Origin of the sequence: Burkholderia sp. AU15512 (genome assembly GCF_002223325.1) — a bacterium.
Classification (GTDB): Bacteria; Pseudomonadota; Gammaproteobacteria; order Burkholderiales; family Burkholderiaceae; genus Burkholderia.
In genome coordinates, this window is sequence record NZ_NKEX01000008.1 from 1,101,866 (window position 1) to 1,119,286 (window position 17,421).

Here is a 17,421-nt window from a genome sequence, read left to right on the forward strand (position 1 = left end):
ACGCCCGGCCCGGCATGCGGCGCATGCCGTTGCTCGCCGAAGCCTAACCCGAATGCGCGGCGCCGATCAATCGACGTTAGATGTCAGCGCAACCGTCGACGCAGCCGCGCTACATTGCACGATGCCGTCGCGCAACGCGGCTTCCACGGCCGCATCGATGAAGCCGATGAACACCATCACGCCGTCTCCTTCGTGCGCGGCCAGCCCTTCGTCTTCCATCGACGAAAACCGGATGCGCCGCGCGGCGACCTGGCACACGCGCGTGGCGACCGCGCCCTGCGCATCGGCCACGCGCACGATGCCCTTCGCGCGCAGGATCGTGCGCGGCAATGCCTTCAACCATGCACGCAGCCGCGCCTTGTCGAGCACGGCCGGCGCGGCGACGGTGACGCTCGCGAACGCCGGCATCGCGTCATGTCCGATCGCCCGGCGCGAACGTACGAAACCCGCCGGCATCGCGCCACGATCGGGCACGGCCGCGTCGAACAGCAGCGCGAGCGGAATCTCGCCATGGCGCGCGGCGACGACGATGTCGGTCGGCGCACACGCGCGCACGTCGTCGAGCACCGCGTCGCGCTGTGCCTCATCAACGCAGTCGAGCTTGGTCACGACGATCGCGCCCGCGCCGTCGAGCTGGCGCTGCGCCATCGCGCCGACGAGCGGATCGGCGAGCGTGTCGCGCCATGCGAGCGCGTCGGCGACGACGAGCACCGACGTCAGCCGGAACGCACCGTTCAGCAGCCCGATCTGCGCGATCTTCGCGGGATCGGCCACGCCGCTCGCTTCGACGAGTAACAGTTCGGGCCGCACGTCGCGTGTCGCGACGCGTGTCAGCGCATCGACGAGCGCGCCGCCGATCGTGCAGCAGATGCAGCCGTTGTCGAGTTCGATCACGTCGTCGCCGCGCGCCCGCACGAGGCGCGCATCGATGTTCACCGCGCCGAAATCGTTGACGAGCACCGCGATGCGCCGGCCATGCGGCGCCTGCAGGATCGCGTTGACGACCGTCGTCTTGCCCGCGCCGAGATAGCCGCCGATCACCGCGAGGTCGATCGGCGCGAGTGCGGCCGCAGCTGGCAGGACGGCGTCGGTCTGCGTGCTCATCGCGGCGACCGGAACACGCGCCCGCCGAGCACGGTGCCCCACACGGCGAGTTCCTTCAGGCGTGCGGGCGTGCAGACCGACGGATCGTCATCGAGCACCGCGAAATCCGCGAACTTGCCGATCTCGATGCTGCCGACGAGATGATCCATCTGCAATGTATAAGCCGCGCCGAGCGTGATCGCATGCAGTGCATCGTCGACTGAAATCCGCTCGCCTTCCCCGAGCACGCGCCCGGACGCCGTCTCGCGCTGCACCGCGCACCATGCGGTGAACAGCGGATTGAGCGGCGTGATCGGCGCGTCCGAATGCAAGGCGAACGGAATGCCGAGCCGCTGCGCGGAGCCGGCCGCATCCATCCGGTTCGCGCGATCGGGACCGATGGTCTGGCCGTAATGCGCGTCCCCCCAGTAGTACAGATGATTCGCGAAGAAGTTCACGCACATCCCGAGCGCGCGTACGCGCTTCAACTGCGCGGCGTCCGCCATCTGGCAATGCTGCAGCGTATGACGATGATCGGGGCGCGGATGGCGCGCGAGCAGCGTCGCCATCGCGTCGAGCACGACGTCGGTCGCTTCGTCGCCGTTGGTATGCACGTGCAGTTGCAGCCCCGCGCGATGAAACGGCTCGAACACGTCGACGAGCTGGGCGGGCGGAATCAGCCACAACCCGTTCGGCTGGCCGCCCGCGTAACCGGGCCAACGCACGCGCGCGGTGAAGCCCTGGATCGAGCCGTCGACGATGAACTTCACGGGCCCGAAATGCAGCTTGTCGGTATTGCGCTCGATCTCCGCCAGCACACTGTCGGCCGAGCGCGCCGGATTGCGCTGCGGCGCGAACGCCGGCACGATCCGCACCGGATAATCCGGATCGGCGGTGACCTCGCGCAGCGTGCGGTTGCCATCGGCCGACAGGTCGTTGACGAGATCGGTGGCCGTCGTCACGCCCGCCAGCTGCGCGACGCGCCCGAAATTCCAGACGGCGTGCGGCTTCTCGCTCGCGGAAATCGCGAGCTTGCCGCCGATCGTCTGATACACCGGCAGCATCGCCGCGAACTCCTGCAGCTCGCCGGTCGGGCGGCCGTCGGCATCGCGCGTCACGCCGTCGATGTCGGTGTCCTCGTCGATGCCCGCGCGCGCGAGCATCGCGCCGTTTACGTTCATCAGGTGCACGCTCGCATGCAGGATCGCGATCGGCCGCTGCGCCGACACGCGGTCGAGTTCGTGCGCGGTCAGCCGCGCGGTGCCGAAAAAGATCGGATCGAAACCCCACGCGAGCAGCGGCCCGTCGTCGGTCATCGCGCGCTCGGCTTCGCCGAGCCGGTCGAGCACCGCGTCGAGCGAGCGCAGCCCCGGCCACAGCGTGCCGTCGGGGCCGCGCCGGTCGTAGTAGCCGACGTACACGGCGTCCCACATCGCGCCTTCCATCAGGTGGCAATGCCCTTCGACGAGCCCCGGCATCAGCACCTTGTCGCGCAGCGTGTCGTCGGTCGCGCACGCGCCGAACCGCGCGTGCCACGTGGCGGCGGCGTCGGCGTCGCCGACCGCGAGGATGCGGCCGTCGCGCACGGCGACGTGCGTGGCCGACGGCTGCGCCGGGTTCATCGTCAGGATGCGGCGCGCCGTAAACACCGTCACGGGCGCGGCCGGGGTTGCGGATGCTGGCATGGGATGCGGTTCTCCTTGCGGTGGAACGCCGATGCGTCAGGATACGGCGTATTGCTTCACGGGACGGCCATGCAGCATCACATGCACGGCCGCGACGACCAGCACGTTGACGACGAGGCACACGAGGCCGAGGTTGATGCCGCCGAAGTCGACATGGAGCACGTAGAAGATCATCGCGAGCACCTGGCCGCAGATCATCCCGGCCCCGACCGCGACCGGCCGCACCCGGCGCCCCGCGAGCAGGATCAGCACGCCCGGCAGAAACTGCGTGACGCCGTAGTACGTGGTGTTGATCAGCGTGAGCATCAGGTTCGGCGCGAGCATCGTGGTCGCGATCGACAGCAGCAGGTAGCCGACGATCACGTATTTCGCCGCACGCTTCTGGCGCGACTCGGGCAGGTTCGGCATCAGGTTGCGCGTGACGATCGGCCCGATCGCGAGGCAGATGCCGGCCAGCACGAGCAGCCCCGACAGCGCGGCGCCGGCCGCGACGAGGCCGATCAGCCAGCCGGGCAGCAGGTGCGTGACGGCGGCGAAGAACGCGTCGTTCGGCGACGCGAGCGTCAGGTTCGCGGTGATCGCGTAGTACGACGCGATCACGAGGAACGGATACATCAGCATGTACAACGGCATCACGACCTGCGTGCGCCGGATCGCGTCCGGCCCGCGCGCGGTGAAGAAATTCTGCGCGGCGAACGGCATCAGGTAGAAGCCGAGCGACTGGAACAGCATCGTGCTCATCGAGAAGCGCAGCTGCGATCCGCTCATCGTGTTGCTGACCTGCCGGCTCGCGGCGTCGAACACCGGATGCACGCCGCCCACCTGCCACGCGACGGCCACGCCCGTCACGACGATCGCGAGCAGCATCAGGATGTCCTTCAGGATCGCGATGTACGCCGACGCGCGCACGCCGGAGATCGCGATATAGGTGAACGCGAGCGCCGCGCACACGAGGATCAGGTACAGCGGCTCGACGTGCCAGCCGAGCCCCTTGAGCGCCGCGACGAGCCCGGTGAACTGCAGCTGCCCCCACGGGATCAGGAACAGGATCGATGCGCACGCAACGACCAGCTCGAGCCCGCGGCTGCGGTAGTGGCCCTTGAACAGGTCGGGCAGCGTGATCGCGTTGTGGCGCTTGCCGGCCTCCCAGATCTTCGGGCCGACGAAATAGCCGATCGGGTAGGCGAGCAGGATGTAGCCGAGGAACCATACGCCGTAGGTCGGCCCTTTCGCGTAGATGCCGCCGGGGAAGCCGACCATCGTGCCGATGCTGTAGATCTCGCCGGCGGTCAGGAAGAACACGAGCGCCGTGCCGAACTGGCGCGACGCGACGAAGAAGTCATGCACGCTCTGCTTGCCGCGGCCGCGGCCGGATCGAATGGCGAGATAGAGCGACAGCGCGATCAGCGCGGCGAAGACGACCGTGGACATGCGCACCTCTGCGAAGGAAAGGAATGCGTTGGGTTCGCCGGAAAGCGCGGGCGGCCGGCGGTCCGCAAGAAGCGGATGCGTGCGCTAGGCGGCGCCGCTCGCGCGGCGGTCGAACAGCATCCAGCACGCGAACAGGCAGCCGGACGTCAGCACGAACCACGCGAAGATCCACATGAAGATGAACGGCACGCCCAGCACGTAGCGGTCCTGCGCGGCTGCCCACGGCAGCACGCCGATCACGCCGAGATACGGAATACCGATGCCGATCAGATACCTGAGCATGCGTGTCTCCTCGAAAGCGGGTTCGTACGGAAGGGGCGTACGCGGAGGCGGAGGATGTCGCCGGTACGACATCCGGGCTCGAATCCAGTATTCGAAGACAAAAAGGCGCGGGATAGTGCCAGACGCGGGCAATCGCTTGGGCCAGTGACCCACTGCCCGGCGCGGCCCGGCGCGGTCGGGTCAACGCGGCAACGATCGAAGCGACAACCCGACTGCGCTCCGTCGCGGCCAGCGCCCACCGGACATGACCCGGGCCGGCGTCAGCCGCCAAACGGCATCAGCTCGTAACTCGTGCTCCTGCCGCCGGACGACGAGCGGCGCAGCACGCCATGCTCGACGAGTTCGGTGATGTCCCGCAGCGCGGTGTCTTGCGAACACTTCGCCAGCGCCGCCCACTTGGTGGACGTGAGCTTCCCCTCGAAGCCGTCGAGCAGGCGATTCATGACCTTCACCTGGCGTTCGTTCATCGCGAAGCCCGCACAGCGCTGCCAGACGCGCGCCTTGACCAGCACCGCGTCGAGCGTCGTGTGCGCGTGGTCGATGGCCCTGCCGAGCGCGGTCAGGAACCACGCGAGCCATTCCGTGACGTCGAGCGAGCCGCGCTGCGTCCGCTCCAGCACGTCGTAATACGCGTTGCGCTCGCGCTGGATTTGCGCCGACAGGCTGTAGAAGCGCTGCGGGCTGCGGTCGGCGCGCGCGAGGACCAGATCCCCGAGCGCACGCGCGATCCGGCCGTTGCCGTCGTCGAACGGATGGAGCGTGACGAACCACAGATGGGCGAGGCCGGCGCGGATCAGCATGGGCTCGACCGGCTCGGCATTGAGCCACGCGAGAAAGCGCGCGATCTCGCCGGCGAGGCGCGCGGCGGGCGGCGCCTCGAAATGCACGCGCTGCCGGCCGATCGGGCCGGACACGACCTGCATCGGCCCGGTGGCATCGGTGCGCCAGCCGCCGACCGTGATCCGCGACATCCCCGAATAGCCGGTCGGAAACAGCGCCGCATGCCACCCGAACAGACGGGCGTCCGTGACCGGTGCCGCCGCGTGGGCGGTCGCGTCCAGCACCATGTCGACCACGCCCTCGACGTGACGATCGACCGGCGCCAGCGCGCCGATGTCGACCCCGAGCCGGCGCGCGATCGACGACCGCACCGATGCGACGTTCAGGCTTTCGCCCTCGATCGCGCTGGTCTTGACGACGTCTTCCGTCAACGCGGCGAGGCTGGCCTCGTCGCGCAGCGCCAGGCCGACATCCGCCAGCCGCCCGGCCAGCATGCCTTGCGCACGGCTGACGTCGGCGAGTGGCGTCGCCAGTGCAGGGAGGTCGAAGCGCCACGCGGGCCAGTCGGCCGACTCCCAGATGTAGGTGCAATCTCCGCTCATGATGCGGAGATTATCCCACCGATTCACCGCATGACTCAATATCCTCCGCAAATCATGCGGAGAATAGCGCCCCCATTCCCCGCAAACCGGCCCGCTACCGCGCCCGGCCCGCCCCGCCCTTCGCGGCCGGCGCCGCGTCGCCGAGCCGTTCCGCGAGAAACCCGATGAACGTGCGCAGCGTGACGAACCCTTCACGATGCTGCGGAAACACCGCATTGAGCGTGATCGGCGACGGCGCGTACGCGTCGAGCACCGGCACGAGCGCGCCGCTGTCGAGCGCCGCGCCGACGATGAAATCCGGCAGCAGCGCGATGCCGAGCCCGGCGATCGCCGCGTCGCGCACCACCTCGCCGTTGTTCGCGACGAGCGGCCCCTGCACGTCGAACGTGCGCGCCGCGCCGTCGACGCGGAATTCCCAGCCGATGCGCCGCTCGCGCCCGTACAGTACGCACGTATGGCCGGCGAGATCGGCCGGCGTCTGCGGCGTGCCCTGCCGCTTCAGGTACGCGGGGCTCGCGCACGCGATCATCCGCCACGCGCCAAGCGGGCGCGCGATCAGCGTCGAATCCTCGAGCGAGCCGATCCGCAGCACGAGATCGAAGCCCTCGCCGATCAGGTCGACGCGCCGGTCGGTCAGGTCGAGGTTCAGCCGCACGGCCGGGTGCGCGGACAGGAATTCGGCGATCAGCGGCGACACGTGCGTGATCCCGAACGACAGCGGCGCGCTGATTTTCAGCGACCCGTGCAGCTCGGTGCTGCGCACCGACATCGCCTGCTCGGCGTCGGCGATCTCCGCGAGGATCCGCTGCGCGCGCGCATAGAACTCCTGCCCCGATTCGGTCACCGCGAGATTGCGCGTGTTCCGGTGCAACAGCCGCACGCCGAGCGACGCCTCCAGCGCCATCGTGCGCCGGCTGACGAACTGCTTGGACAGCATCAGCTGGTCGGCCGCCGCCGTGAAGCTGCCCGCATCGACCGTCGCGACGAAGATCCTGAGATCGTTCAGTTCCATATTGTCCACTCCATAGCGACAGTCATTATCTCTACAGCCATTTATTTGTCAAATCGATTGACCTAAGATTCATCTCAACGAACGGCCGGGCTCACTTCCGAGGTCCGGCGTCTTGAGGAACAAAAATCATGATCGAAACCCGTGCAGCAAACCAACGTGGCCGTGCGGAGCATGGCTGGCTCAGCTCCCGTCATACGTTTTCGTTCGCGAACTACTACGATCCGAAGCAAGTCGGCTTCTCCGACCTGCTGGTGATCAACGACGACCGCGTCGCCCCGGGCCGCGGCTTCGGCACGCACCCGCACCGCGACATGGAAATCCTGTCGTACGTGCTCGACGGCGCGCTGGAACACAAGGACTCGATGGGCACCGGTTCGGTGATCGTGCCGGGCGACGTGCAGCTGATGAGCGCCGGCACCGGCGTGCGCCACAGCGAGTTCAACCACTCGCCGGAACTGCCGGTCCACTTCCTGCAGATCTGGGTCGGGCCGGCCGAAAAGGGTGCCGAGCCGCGTTATCAGCAGACGAACGTCACGGCCGACGACAAGCGCGGCAAGCTCGCCCTCGTCGTCTCGCCGAACGGCGACGCCGGTTCGCTGAAGATCCGGCAGGACACGCGGATCTACGCGGGCCTGTTCGACGGCGATGAACGCGCGACGCTGGAACTGGCGCCGAACCGCTTTGCTTACGTGCACGTGGCACGCGGCAGCGTGACGGTCAACGGCGTGACGCTCGGCGAAGGCGACGGCGTGCGCATCCGCGACGAACAGGCGCTGACGTTCGCCGACGGGAAGGATGCCGAAGTGCTGGTGTTCGACCTGCGTCCGGTCGAAGTGACGGCCGAATGGGCATGAAGCCCGTTCGGGAAACCGGGCCCCGCTGAACGCGGGGCCCTTTTAATCGGAGATTCGCAACATGGCCAAGGTACTCGTTCTTTACTACTCGTCCTACGGGCACGTCGAAACGATGGCGCAGCACATCGCGGAAGGCGCGAAATCGGTGGCCGGCGTCGAGGTCACGCTCAAGCGCGTGCCGGAAACGATTCCCGTCGACCAGGCCCGCGCGATCGGCGTGAAGGTCGACCAGGCCGCGCCGGTCGCGACGGTGGACGAACTCGCCGACTACGATGCGATCATCTTCGGCACGCCGACCCGCTTCGGCAACATGGCCGGCCAGATGCGCACGTTCCTCGACCAGACCGGCGGCCTGTGGATGAAGGGTGCGCTCGTCGGCAAGATCGGCAGCGTGTTCGCGTCGACCGGCACGCAGCACGGCGGCCAGGAAACGACGATCACGTCGTTCCACACGACGCTGCTGCACCATGGGATGGTGATCGTGGGTGTGCCGTACGCCTGCAGCGGCCTCGTCAACATGAACGAAATCACCGGCGGCACGCCGTACGGCGCGACCACGCTCGCGGGCGCGGACGGCAGCCGCCAGCCGAGCGCGAACGAGCTCGACATCGCGCGCTACCAGGGCAAGCACGTCGCGGAAATCGCGAGCAAGCTCGCGTCGTAACGCGGCGGCCCGGCGGTTCGGGCCGCCCCGCACATGCGCGAACGGCGCCGGTCGATCCGGCGCCGTTCGCGCTGTGCCCGGGTTGCGGCCGTTACTGGCCCGATGCCGGGGCGGCCGGCGCCGCCTTCGTCGCGGGCGCCTTCTGTGCGGCGTTCTGCGGATAGTTGCTCTGGTCGTTGGTCAACCGGTAGCCGCTGCCCGTGCCGATCGCCTTCAGGTCCGACGCATGCCGCGCCCGGGCGGCCTTGCGGGCCGCCTTCTTCTGCGCCTTGTCGAGCTGCTTCTGCGTCGGCGCGGACGCCGGATCCTGCGCGTATGCCGCCGGCGCGGCGGTCAACAGCAGACCGAACGACGCCGTTACTGCCACTGCCACCGATACCACGCGAGACTGCTTCATGGCGGGATCTCCTTGTCGATTGTTGATAATGGGTCGAACACCGGCGCGCACGCGACCGCTTGCGACATCGGCGCCGTTGCAACGTTAGCCGATCAGTATTCCGTTGTCCGTGTGCGTTCCTGAATTCTCCTGATAACGGCCACGATACATGCGCACCGCGAGAGCCGCCGTTTCGGCGCCGCGCCGGCGCCATCAGGGAAACCGATAACCCGGCCCGGCCAGCGCTCAGATCCAGCGCGACAGCACCGGCAGCAGGATCGGCACGACGAAGGCGGTCAGCACGCCGTTCAGCCCCATCCCGAGCCCGGCGAACGCGCCGGCTTCCTCGCCGACCTGGAACGCGCGCGCGGTGCCGATCCCGTGCGACGCGACGCCGAGCGCGAAGCCGCGCACGGCCGGTTCGTCGACCCGCAGTGCATTGAGGATCCCGCGTGCGCACACCGCCCCGAAAATCCCGGTCGAGATCACGAGCACGGCGGTCAGCGACGGAATCCCGCCGATTTCGGCCGCGACGGCCATCGCGATCGGCGTCGTCGCCGATTTCGGCGCCAGCGACGCGATCGTCTGGTGCGACGCGCCGAACAGCGCCGCGATGCCCACCGCCGACACGATCGCGGTCAGCGAACCCGCAAGCAGGCCGACCAGCAGCGGCACCGCGGCGCGGCGCAGCTTCGACCACTGGCGGTACAGCGGCAGCGCGAGCGCGACGGTCGCGGGGCCGAGCAGGAAGTGGACGAACTGCGCGCCTTCGAAATACGTCGGATACGGCGTGCGGGTGATCGTCAGCAGCACGACGATCAGCGCAACCGCGATCAGCACCGGGTTAGCGAGCGGGTTGAAGCGCGCCCGCGCATAGACGGCCTGCGCGAACAGATAGGCGATCAGCGTGATGGTCAGGCCCAGCAGCGGGGTCGCGGCGAGATAGACCCAGATCGCGCCGAGTGTCGGAAAGGCCGTCATCGCGTGCCCTCCGCCGCGCCGCCCGCGCGCCGCTGGCGCCGCAGCAGCGCACGTGTGACGAGCGCGGTCACGGCGATCGCGAGCGTGGTGCTCACCGCCAGCGCGACGACGACCGCGACCGCATCGCCGCGCACGCGGTCGGCCGACACCATGATGCCGACGCCGGCCGGCACGAACAGCAGCGACAGGTGGCGCAGCAGCTCGAGCGCGGTCGGCTCGATCGCGTCGGCCACCTGCGGGCGCAGCATCACGAAGCCGAACAGCAGCAGCATGCCGATCACGGGGCCCGGCACCGGCAGGCCGAACAGGTAGGACACGCCTTCCCCGAGACACTGGAAGGTCAGCAAGACCGCGAACGCCTGCAGCATGAACCGCTTCTCCCGAACGGGGCCGCGCTGCCGGACGGCCGCGCGACCGATGGCCGGCGGCTTGCGGCGCCGGCGTGAACGATACGCGCGATCCTACCAACTTCACGCGCGATCGAACATCGCCGCGTGCGGCTTTGGGAAGACACCACCGGGTGCACGGCGTGCGGCCTCCCGCCGCCACGCATCATCCCGGCACCGGTTCGGCCGGCATCGCCCTGCCCGGCTCGTGCGCGTGGCGGGATACGCCGGCCACGGGCAGCGTGAGCGTCACGGTCGTGCCCTGCCACGGGGCGCTGCGCACGTGGATCTCGCCGCGGTGCCGGTCCACGACCGCCTTCGCGAACGCCATGCCGAGCCCGACACCCTTCGTGTCGGGCTGTCCCGGCAGACGAAAGCGCCGGTAACGCTCGAACAGGCGCGCCTGATCCTCGGCCGCGATCCCGTAGCCGTCGTCGCGAATCACGCAGCATACCGAAGCACCGTCGTCCGCCAGTTCGACGCTGCACGCGATGCGGGTATGCGCCGCGCTGTAGTCGACCGCGTTCCCCAGCAGATTGACCAGCGCACGCGACAGCAGCGCCGGATCGCCGCGCACGAGCGCGTCGTCGCACGATGGGACGTCCTCGATCGCGATGTGCTTGTCCCGCGCACGCGGCCAGATTTCGTCGCGTGCCTGATTCATCAGGTCGGCCACGTTGACGAGTTCCGACGCGTACTCGCCCGCCTCCGCCCGCGACACCTGCGCGAAACCGTCGACCATCGCGAGCGTATGACGCGCCAGCCCGCCGATCTCGTGAAGACGCTCGCGCAGCGCGCAGTCGGGCGGGCAGGCGGCAGGCGCGTTCACGAGCACGATGACCGACGTGAGCGGCGCACGCATGTCGTGCGAGAACAGCGTCAGCATGTCGTTGCGCTGCCGCTCGAGCAGCGTGCGATGAACGTAAGCGCCGCGCAGCGCGTCCAGTGCATCGTTCACGTGCGCGATCTCGGGGCTCGTGCCCGGAATCCGGACGATCGGCGACACGTCGCCCTCGCTCAACGCGACGATGCGCCGGCTCAGCGCATCCAGCGGTTTCGACAGCGTCCGCTGCGTGCCGCGCACGAGCAGGAACAGGATCGCGATGCAACACGCCGCCTCGGCGCCGGACAGCGTCATCCGGACGCGCGCCGCATCGCGCAGCGCCACCGCGCGCGCCCGCGTGAGGTCGAGCACGTGGTCGCGCAGCTGCGCCGATGCGTCGAGATCGCGCATGATCCGCGACGCGAAATCCTCCGCGTTCATCGCATAGGTGCCCGTGCGCCCTGCGCGAAGCGTCGTGGCCACGAGCGGCAGGAAGCTGCCGTCCATCGTGTCGTTCAACCGGGCCAGGTCATTCGACAGCATCGCGTCGTCGAGCAGCGGCGCGATCGCGCCGGCGATCAGTGCGCGGAGCTGCACGATGCGCCCGCGCATCTGGAGGATGCGCGCCAGCCGGTCGTTGTCGAGCGCCTCGTTCCTCACCAGCGGCGCGACGAACAGCGCGCCGAGCCGGCCGGTGTATTCACGCAGGTCGCCCAGCAGGCGCGCGAGGACCAGCGCGCCGGCCGTGTCCGGATGACGCATCGCCGCGCCCGCCATCACGCCGCTGGTCAGCGCCGCCAGATCGTCGGCGGCCGCGAACATGCGGTCCTGCGCAGCCTGCACCTGCCACGTCGCACGCGCCGCCGCGGGCCGCGCGGCGAGCGCATCGACTTCGCCGCGCGCGCCGGCCAGCCCGGCGCGTATCGACTCGAGCGTGTGCAGCGCGGCCCAGCGCTCGGATGCACCGAGCGCCGCCGCCCGCGTGAGGTCGTCTCGCAGCGCATCGAGCGCCTGATCCGTGTGCGCGCGCGCATCGCGCACGGCCTGCGCTTGCGCGGCCGAATCGCGCCGCCGCAGCGCCAGCAGCCGGTTGGCCGGCCAGCGTTCGGCCGAGATCCGGTTCGACGCGATCATCACGCACTCGATCAACGCGAAATCGCGCAGGTCGAGCATTCCCCGCCGATACTGCCGATAGCTTTCCCACAGATTCGTGCCGCACGCGACTGCCGTCAGCATCACGACGAGCACGAAGCCGGCACGCATCCGCTGCCGGATGGAGAGACCGCGGAGGTTCACGATGCCGGCTCGATGCGCACAGGATGCGCACAGCCTTCGCCATCGGGCGAACGCGCCGCCCCGGCCGACGCGAGGCGCCGACCAGCGTGATCCGCCGCGGACCGCGCGGGTCGTGCCGCGGCCGCCCTCGCCCCGCTAGATCGCACACCATTCTCCCGATGATTCGTCCGCGGCGCTCCCGCTGTCGCGACGGGACGCGACGGCGACCTGTGCGTCGTGCCGTCGCGCATGACGCGTGCCGGGCGCCACGCGCGGCGACGTCCCGACCGCGCGCTTGCCGGCACGCGCCGGCAGCCGGCAGGCGACGCACACGGGATGCCTGCGCAGCGCGTGGCGGTAGGTGATGAACGCCGCGCCGCAATCCCGGCATCGGGCGATGTCGAGCACGCCGGCATCGACGAAGCGCACCAGCATCCAGGCGCGTGTCAGGTCCAGCGGCAACGCGCAAGACGCGGCATCGCCCTGTTCGGCATACAGCGTATAGGCCTTGACGAGCGCCTCGAGTCGCGAGCAGCCCGCCTGGTTGCGCAGGAAGCGATAGATGCTGTGGAACAGCGATGCATGAAGGTTCGCGAACCACGTCATGTACCAGTCGATCGACGACGGCAGCAACCCCTTCGGCGGGGCCACGCCGCGCACTTCGCGATACAGCCGCACGAGACGGTCGCGCGGCAATCCGCACTCCACTTCCAGCATCTGCAGCCGCGCGCCGAGCCGGATCAGCGCCGCCGCGTGAATCGTCAGTTGCGCGTCGTCCGCGAGGCCATGCCGCCCTTCCCGGCCGTTCACGATGTTTCCTCGTCGGGTAGCGCAAGGCCGGCCAGCACCATCGCGGTATGCACGCGCACGAGATCGACCGGCGGCGTCGCGCGGGTCAGTGCCGACAGCACACCGTACCGGCCCGGCCGCAATGCGCAGATCAACTGCCCCGCCGACGCGAGCTCGTTCATGTGCTTCATCGACAGCGCGGCCAGCGCGGCGGCGACATCGGCGGTCACACCCAGGCGGAACATGCCGGTTGCGCGATCCGACTGCAGCAGTCGCTGCGCAAGCCAGAGATACGACATGTTCAGTTCCCACATTGCATCGCTGTCGTTGGCAACCTTCATCGTTCACCTCGATTCATGCGCGATCAGGATCAATGATTCATCGTCAAAATGCGTGCCGATAATCCGGTTATTACGAACCGTTAATTTTTTTCGTTCGGCATGAGTAACCGAAATTCACGGTTGCCGAACGACGCACATCGTGTGCGTGCAGCGCGCCGTCATTCAATCCTGTAGAGGGCCGCTTGCTTCGTCGCTCGCATCGCCGCGATGCCGGCGACGCATCGAATGGCGTGCCTGCATTCACCTGCATTGCGAACTGTCGTGATTGAGTCTCGACGATATTCCGCTGAATGTAAATGCGACGTTAGACGCAAGACAGATGCAGGACAAAAGCGACTTTAGTATTAAGACTTTCGTCTTGTACAATCCGGTTCGTTCGTGTCGGCCCGACTCCGGATTCACTTATTCAAGCATCCTCATGAAAATTCTGATCGTCGACGATCACGCGATCCTGCGGGATGGCGTGGAGATGCTGCTGCGCCAGGGTGACGACGACACGGTCGTCGTCCAGGCGAGCAGCGCCGATGATGCGGTGCGGCTGCTCGACGATCACAGCGACCTCGACGCCATCGTGCTCGACCTGAAGCTGCAGGGCATGGACGGCCTCGACGCGCTCGCCGTCTTCGCGACGATGCGCCCGGGGCTCCCGGTCATCGTGCTGTCGTCGTCCGAGGATCCCGGCGCCGTGCGCAGCGCGTTCGCGCAGGGCGCGATGGGTTACGTGCCGAAGTCCGCCAGCCCGCGCACGTTGCTGTCCGCGATCCGGATCGCCCTCAACGGCGAACGCTACGTACCGCCGCTCGTGCTCGACGACCTCGCGCTGCAGCATCAGGACGGTGCCGCTGCAGCACGCGGTTCGATGCTGACGCAACGACAGGTCGAAGTGCTGCGCTATCTCGCGGAAGGCGTGCCGAACAAGGTCATCGCCGACAAGCTGGGCCTGTCCGAAAAAACCATCAAGGCGCACATCACCGCGATCTTCAAGGCGCTGAACGTCATCAACCGCACCCAGGCAGCGGCAGCCGGCAGGAAGGCCGGCCTCATCTGATTCGACGGCTGCTCGCGTCGCGACATTGCCATGCCGGCGCGGAACGCCTAAATTTTCCTCATTGTCTCCGCCCGTTCAAGGAGCGTGCGCATGACGCATGTCGACGAGCCGCCCGACGCGCCGGCCGACGCGCCGGCCGACCATGAAGTCCCGTTCGACCTCGCCGCCGACGTGATCGCGCGCTGGCAGCGCCTCGTCGACCTGATGGCGGAAATCGTCGGCGTGCCGGCCGGGCTGATCATGCGCAACGTCGGCCGCGACATCCAGGTGCTGGTGGCGAGCCGCAACACCGGCAATCCGTTCTATCCGGGCGAATCGGCCGAACTGCACGGCTCGGGTCTTTACTGCGAAGCGGTCATCGCGAGCGGCGCTACGCTGGTCGTGCCGGATGCGCGGCAATCCGCGCAGTGGCGCAACAATCCGGACCTGCGCGTCAACATGGTCTCGTATCTCGGCCTGCCGATCCGCTGGCCCGACAATACGCCGTTCGGCACGATCTGCCTGCTCGACTGCAAGGAGAATGCGTATTCGGAGCACTACATCCGGCTCGTCGAGGAATTCCGCGACCAGATCGAGATGCAGTTGCAACTGATCCGCGCGCAGCGGATCGCCGAACGCGAACGCCAGCGCGCCGCGCAGCTGGCCGAGAATTTCCGCCGGCAAAAGGATCTCGCGACGGAGGCCGTGCACGTCAAGTCGAGCTTTCTCGCGGCCGCGAGCCACGACCTGCGCCAGCCCGTCCACGCGTTGAGCCTGTTCGTCGGCGCGTTGCGGCACGTGCCGATGCCGGCCGACGGCACGCTGCTCGTCGATCGCATCGACCAGTCCGTCAACGCGATGGACGCGCTGTTCACCGCGATCCTCGACATCTCGCGGCTCGATGCGGGCGTCGTGCCCGTCCATCGCCGGCCGTTCGCGATCGGCGCGGTGCTGGAGCGCGTGTGCCGCGAAGTCGCCGCCGACGCGCACGGGAAAGGCTTGTCGCTGTCGTACGTGCGCAGCAACGCAGTGGTCGATTCCGATCCGGTGCTGATCGAGCGCATCGCGCGCAACCTGCTGTCGAATGCGGTGCGCTATACCGACACCGGACGCATCGTCGTCGGCTGCCGGCGCACACGCCAGCACGTTCGCCTGCAATTCATCGACACCGGGCGCGGCATTCCGGCTGACCAGCAGGCGCGCGTATTCGACGACTACTACCAGTTGCGCCGTCGCGGCGACGAGCCCGAACGGGGCGTCGGCCTCGGGCTGGCGATCGTGCGGCGCCTCGCGGGGCTGCTCGACTGTCCGCTGACGCTGCGCTCCGAACCCGGGCGGGGCTCATGCTTCGAACTGCAGCTGGTGCGGCTGGACACGGCCGTTCAGCCGGGCGCCGCCGCCGACGAGATCGCCGTCGACGAGGCGACGGCCGCCGCGCACCTCGTGGTCGTGATCGACGACGAAAGCGCGATCCGCGCCGGCATGTCGATGCTGCTCGAGCGCTGGGGCTACCAGGTCGTCACGGCCGCGTCGGTCGATGACGCGATCGAGTGCCTGGCATCGTGCGAGGTACGGCCGACCCTGCTGATCTGCGACCTGCATCTGCACGGCGACCAGAACGGCATCGCTGCGATCGCGCGCATTCGCGACGAGTACAACACGGCAATTCCGGCGATGCTGATCACGGGCGACACGACCGCGCGGCGGCCCGGCCGGCTGAAGCACGGCGGGTTCGTGCTGCTGCACAAGCCGGTGCCGAGCGACAAGCTGCGCGCGGCGATGGCACGCCTGCAGCATGCGCAGGCCCCCGGGCAGCAGCGCCGGGCCGACGCGGGATAGTCGGCGGCGCACCGGCGGCATGCAAAAACGGCGGGCATCTGCCCGCCGCCGAGTCGTCTCACGCGCACCGCGTCAAGCGCGGCGCGCGTGCGGGCCCCCGCTTACTTCAACCGCGTCGCGATCTCGTTCGCCATCGCCTTCGTCGCGGCCTTCGTCGGCGCATCCGAGGCCAGTGCGTTCAGCAGGCCGAAATCGTGGATGGTGCCGTCGTAGCGCGTGGTCGTCGCATCGACACCCGCCGCATCGAGCTTGCGGCCATACGCTTCGCCTTCGTCACGCAGCACGTCGAACTGCGCGACCTGGATCAGTGCGGGCGGCAGGCCCTTCAACTGCGCGGTGCTCGCGCGCAGCGGCGACGCGTAGATCTCGTTGCGTTGCGCTTCGTTCTTCGTATAGGCGTCCCAGAACCACTTCATCATCGGCCGCGTCAGGAAGTGCCCTTGCTGATACGCGTTGTACGAGCCCGTGTTGAAGTTGTGGTCCGTCACCGGCCACATCAGCCCCTGGAAGCGGATCGCGGGGCCGCCCTTGTCCTTCGCCATCAGCGCCACCACGGCCGCCATGTTCCCGCCGACACTGTTGCCGACCACCGCGAGACGGCTGCCGTCGACGCCGATCTCCGCGCCGTGCGCGGCCACCCACTTCGTCGCCGCATACGCCTGGTTGATCGCCACCGGGTAATGCGCTTCCGGCGACGGCGTGTAGTTCACGAACACCGCGACGGCGCCCGATTGCACGACGAGGTCGCGCACGAGGCGTTCGTGTGTCGGGAAATCGCCGAGCACCCAGCCGCCGCCGTGAATGAACACGAACACCGGCAGCGTGCCCGTCGCGCCCTGCGGGCGGACGATCGTGACCGGCACGGACAAGCCGTCCTGCTCGATCGTGCGGTTCGACACGTCGATGCCCGACAGGTCGACCTTCGTGCCGTTCTGCGCATCGACCAGCACCTGGCGCGCCTTCGCGGGGCTCAGCGTTTCGAGGCCCGGGCCCTTCTGGCCGTTCAGCACGGCGAGGAAAGCGCTCGTCGTCGCATCGGGACCGACGGCTTCGGCACCCGCGGCGAACGCGGCAGGTGCGGTGGACAATGCGGCTGCCGCGGCGGCGGCGATCAGCAGCGGCTTGACGATCTTCATGGTGCAACTCCTTGGTCGAATCTTTGAATGGCGATGGATGGTTGGCAGTGCGACT

General features: G+C 68.4%; 17 protein-coding genes. 4 read left to right on the forward strand and 13 right to left on the reverse strand.

Translation table 11 applies throughout. The features are described from left to right. Positions 1-66: 66 nt before the first annotated feature. The 6 genes from CFB43_RS36910 to CFB43_RS36935 all read right to left on the reverse strand — a co-directional run bounded on the left by CFB43_RS36910 (position 67) and on the right by CFB43_RS36935 (position 6,875). On the reverse strand, positions 67-1,104 hold the full coding sequence (locus CFB43_RS36910; RefSeq protein WP_089499085.1) for a CobW family GTP-binding protein: 1,038 nt from the start codon (positions 1,102-1,104) through the stop codon (positions 67-69). After that, positions 1,101-2,768: an amidohydrolase gene (locus CFB43_RS36915; protein ID WP_089498962.1), complete on the reverse strand. Its 1,668-nt coding sequence runs from the start codon at positions 2,766-2,768 to the stop codon at positions 1,101-1,103. The genes CFB43_RS36910 and CFB43_RS36915 overlap by 4 nt, the downstream gene beginning before the upstream one ends. Positions 2,769-2,804: 36 nt before the next feature. Beyond that, entirely contained in the window at positions 2,805-4,199 is a 1,395-nt protein-coding gene (locus CFB43_RS36920; RefSeq protein WP_089498963.1) for a sodium:solute symporter family protein, read from the reverse strand. Positions 4,200-4,283: 84 nt separating this feature from the next. Further along, entirely contained in the window at positions 4,284-4,481 is a 198-nt protein-coding gene (locus CFB43_RS36925) for a DUF3311 domain-containing protein (protein ID WP_085040323.1), read from the reverse strand. Between the two features lie 260 nt (positions 4,482-4,741). Then, on the reverse strand, positions 4,742-5,863 hold the full coding sequence (locus CFB43_RS36930; RefSeq protein ID WP_089498964.1) for a Fic family protein: 1,122 nt from the start codon (positions 5,861-5,863) through the stop codon (positions 4,742-4,744). 94 nt (positions 5,864-5,957) lie between these two features. Further along, the gene (locus CFB43_RS36935) at positions 5,958-6,875 is read right to left on the reverse strand and encodes a LysR family transcriptional regulator (protein WP_089498965.1); all 918 of its coding nucleotides are present in this window, start codon (positions 6,873-6,875) and stop codon (positions 5,958-5,960) included. Positions 6,876-7,003: 128 nt separating this feature from the next. Here CFB43_RS36935 and CFB43_RS36940 point away from each other — a divergent pair, with 128 nt between their 5' ends. Together CFB43_RS36940 and wrbA are read left to right on the forward strand one after the other, a co-directional pair. Then, on the forward strand, positions 7,004-7,729 hold the full coding sequence (locus CFB43_RS36940) for a pirin family protein (protein ID WP_089498966.1): 726 nt from the start codon (positions 7,004-7,006) through the stop codon (positions 7,727-7,729). Positions 7,730-7,790: 61 nt separating this feature from the next. Further along, complete coding sequence (wrbA, locus tag CFB43_RS36945; protein ID WP_039355294.1) at positions 7,791-8,393, forward strand: NAD(P)H:quinone oxidoreductase; 603 nt, start codon at positions 7,791-7,793, stop codon at positions 8,391-8,393. Positions 8,394-8,484: 91 nt separating this feature from the next. On the opposite strand, the gene CFB43_RS36950 is transcribed toward wrbA, so the two are convergent. The 6 genes from CFB43_RS36950 to CFB43_RS36975 form a co-directional block, all read right to left on the reverse strand. Continuing rightward, the gene (locus CFB43_RS36950; RefSeq protein WP_069249854.1) at positions 8,485-8,790 is read right to left on the reverse strand and encodes a hypothetical protein; all 306 of its coding nucleotides are present in this window, start codon (positions 8,788-8,790) and stop codon (positions 8,485-8,487) included. A 225-nt stretch (positions 8,791-9,015) separates the two neighbouring features. Then, entirely contained in the window at positions 9,016-9,750 is a 735-nt protein-coding gene (locus CFB43_RS36955) for an LrgB family protein (RefSeq protein WP_089498967.1), read from the reverse strand. Further along, the gene (locus CFB43_RS36960; protein ID WP_089429982.1) at positions 9,747-10,118 is read right to left on the reverse strand and encodes a CidA/LrgA family protein; all 372 of its coding nucleotides are present in this window, start codon (positions 10,116-10,118) and stop codon (positions 9,747-9,749) included. The genes CFB43_RS36955 and CFB43_RS36960 overlap by 4 nt, the downstream gene beginning before the upstream one ends. A gap of 184 nt (positions 10,119-10,302) precedes the next feature. Beyond that, on the reverse strand, positions 10,303-12,255 hold the full coding sequence (locus CFB43_RS36965) for a sensor histidine kinase (RefSeq protein WP_256990210.1): 1,953 nt from the start codon (positions 12,253-12,255) through the stop codon (positions 10,303-10,305). Positions 12,256-12,390: 135 nt separating this feature from the next. Then, a complete protein-coding gene (locus CFB43_RS36970; protein ID WP_179254986.1) occupies positions 12,391-13,044 on the reverse strand; it encodes a FlhC family transcriptional regulator in 654 nt (217 codons plus the stop codon). Then, positions 13,041-13,364 (reverse strand): flagellar transcriptional regulator FlhD, encoded by a 324-nt coding sequence (locus tag CFB43_RS36975; RefSeq protein ID WP_039355302.1) that lies wholly within the window; start codon positions 13,362-13,364, stop codon positions 13,041-13,043. Before CFB43_RS36975 ends, CFB43_RS36970 begins: the two co-directional genes overlap by 4 nt. Positions 13,365-13,782: 418 nt before the next feature. Here CFB43_RS36975 and CFB43_RS36980 point away from each other — a divergent pair, with 418 nt between their 5' ends. Further along, positions 13,783-14,412 carry a response regulator gene (locus CFB43_RS36980; RefSeq protein WP_089498968.1) on the forward strand — a complete coding sequence of 210 codons (630 nt, stop codon included), beginning with the start codon at positions 13,783-13,785 and terminating at the stop codon, positions 14,410-14,412. A gap of 90 nt (positions 14,413-14,502) precedes the next feature. Further along, on the forward strand, positions 14,503-16,230 hold the full coding sequence (locus tag CFB43_RS36985; RefSeq protein WP_089498969.1) for a hybrid sensor histidine kinase/response regulator: 1,728 nt from the start codon (positions 14,503-14,505) through the stop codon (positions 16,228-16,230). Between the two features lie 101 nt (positions 16,231-16,331). On the opposite strand, the gene CFB43_RS36990 is transcribed toward CFB43_RS36985, so the two are convergent. Then, positions 16,332-17,366 (reverse strand): alpha/beta hydrolase, encoded by a 1,035-nt coding sequence (locus CFB43_RS36990; protein ID WP_089498970.1) that lies wholly within the window; start codon positions 17,364-17,366, stop codon positions 16,332-16,334. Positions 17,367-17,421: the final 55 nt, after the last annotated feature.

Coding starts and splice junctions, on each gene's coding strand:
- CFB43_RS36920 (WP_089498963.1), bottom strand. CDS start 4,199: ATGTCCACGGTCGTCTTCGCCGCGCTGATCGCGCTGTCGCTCTATCTC.
- CFB43_RS36925 (WP_085040323.1), bottom strand. CDS start 4,481: ATGCTCAGGTATCTGATCGGCATCGGTATTCCGTATCTCGGCGTGATC.
- CFB43_RS36930 (WP_089498964.1), bottom strand. CDS start 5,863: ATGAGCGGAGATTGCACCTACATCTGGGAGTCGGCCGACTGGCCCGCG.
- CFB43_RS36950 (WP_069249854.1), bottom strand. CDS start 8,790: ATGAAGCAGTCTCGCGTGGTATCGGTGGCAGTGGCAGTAACGGCGTCG.
- CFB43_RS36940 (WP_089498966.1), top strand. CDS start 7,004: ATGATCGAAACCCGTGCAGCAAACCAACGTGGCCGTGCGGAGCATGGC.
- wrbA (WP_039355294.1), top strand. CDS start 7,791: ATGGCCAAGGTACTCGTTCTTTACTACTCGTCCTACGGGCACGTCGAA.
- CFB43_RS36960 (WP_089429982.1), bottom strand. CDS start 10,118: ATGCTGCAGGCGTTCGCGGTCTTGCTGACCTTCCAGTGTCTCGGGGAA.
- CFB43_RS36990 (WP_089498970.1), bottom strand. CDS start 17,366: ATGAAGATCGTCAAGCCGCTGCTGATCGCCGCCGCCGCGGCAGCCGCA.
- CFB43_RS36935 (WP_089498965.1), bottom strand. CDS start 6,875: ATGGAACTGAACGATCTCAGGATCTTCGTCGCGACGGTCGATGCGGGC.
- CFB43_RS36910 (WP_089499085.1), bottom strand. CDS start 1,104: ATGAGCACGCAGACCGACGCCGTCCTGCCAGCTGCGGCCGCACTCGCG.
- CFB43_RS36980 (WP_089498968.1), top strand. CDS start 13,783: ATGAAAATTCTGATCGTCGACGATCACGCGATCCTGCGGGATGGCGTG.
- CFB43_RS36955 (WP_089498967.1), bottom strand. CDS start 9,750: ATGACGGCCTTTCCGACACTCGGCGCGATCTGGGTCTATCTCGCCGCG.
- CFB43_RS36915 (WP_089498962.1), bottom strand. CDS start 2,768: ATGCCAGCATCCGCAACCCCGGCCGCGCCCGTGACGGTGTTTACGGCG.
- CFB43_RS36985 (WP_089498969.1), top strand. CDS start 14,503: ATGACGCATGTCGACGAGCCGCCCGACGCGCCGGCCGACGCGCCGGCC.
- CFB43_RS36975 (WP_039355302.1), bottom strand. CDS start 13,364: ATGAAGGTTGCCAACGACAGCGATGCAATGTGGGAACTGAACATGTCG.